At 51.0% G+C, this 239-nt stretch carries 1 rRNA gene; it reads right to left on the minus strand.

Annotated elements, in window-relative coordinates:
• Positions 1-239, minus strand: a 16S ribosomal RNA gene (locus tag HPT30_RS00070); the annotation flags it as partial.

Below are 239 nucleotides of genomic sequence, written 5' to 3' on the forward strand. Positions count from 1 at the left end.
ACCTGCTGGCAACTAAAGTCAAGGGTTGCGCTCGTTGCGGGACTTAACCCAACATCTCACGACACGAGCTGACGACAACCATGCACCACCTGTCTCAACTTTCCCCGAAGGGCACCTAATGCATCTCTGCTTCGTTAGTTGGATGTCAAGACCTGGTAAGGTTCTTCGCGTTGCTTCGAATTAAACCACATACTCCACTGCTTGTGCGGGTCCCCGTCAATTCCTTTGAGTTTCAGTCT

Source organism: Paenibacillus agri (assembly GCF_013359945.1).
GTDB classification, from domain to species: Bacteria; Bacillota; Bacilli; order Paenibacillales; family Paenibacillaceae; genus Paenibacillus_AQ; species Paenibacillus_AQ agri.